Genomic DNA, 793 nt, shown 5'->3' on the forward strand with positions numbered 1-793 from the left:
CTTGATACCGTGCCCGCCATGTCCATGGCGATATTGTTTAAAAGCATGTAGTCGCCAGTGTTTAGCGGTGAAAAAGCGGACCAGCTATACCTGTAAACTCCTGGCTGTGTTTGCTCTGCCCCGAGGTAGTTCCAGGCGGATATGGTGCGAGTGAATTGCGCGCACGGCGTCCCGCTATCAAAAATAATCTTCGAGTTTGCATCCCATAGCCTTAGACCGTAATCAGCAATTGGCGAGGACTTGAATGCAGCGATAAACCACTTCCCGCTGGAATGACTTCCCTTCAGGGTGTTGAACCTAAAAGCGTGCCAGTTCCCTGGCTCGCCTTGCACCAGGCAGAATGCAAAGTAGTCATCTTGATCTGGCCTGACAAAAACTAAAGGGGGCTCATCGGTTGTAATTACACTTGAAAATGCAATCCCTATCCCGCCGCTTCCGCCCCATGTGCCGCTATCAAGAATTACAAGTCTTGCGAATTCAGAGTCAAGCGTTACTACGTTGTCGTTGTTTGTGAATGTAAGGCCGTACGTCATTACCTATACCTCGTGACTATAAGTCTCTGGGTAGTTGTTCCGGTCGGCCCCGTAGTTGCTGCTGGGCTTCCGAAAAAAACCCTTACATATCCCTCGTAGATGTACGGCGTGAAAGCTATTGCGCTTACCTGCTGCCCAGTAGTCAGGTAAGGGACCACAGGGATGCACACGCAAGAATCCTTGCTTGGCGTAACCCCGGATATGGGTATATCAACAAAGCGCCCAGCCGTTTTTGGTACGAGCGCCGAATAAATAACCCT

General features: G+C 50.3%; 1 protein-coding gene. It reads right to left on the minus strand.

Features of this window, described 5'->3' with window-relative positions; translation table 11 throughout:
- Positions 1–533, minus strand: a 533-nt coding sequence (locus HBO24_RS29320) for a hypothetical protein (protein ID WP_170060844.1), incomplete at its 3' end; no start/stop codon positions are given.
- Between the last annotated feature and the right edge of the window lie 260 nt (positions 534–793).

Source organism: Pseudomonas sp. WS 5410 (assembly GCF_012985645.1).
GTDB classification, from domain to species: Bacteria; Pseudomonadota; Gammaproteobacteria; order Pseudomonadales; family Pseudomonadaceae; genus Aquipseudomonas; species Aquipseudomonas shahriarae.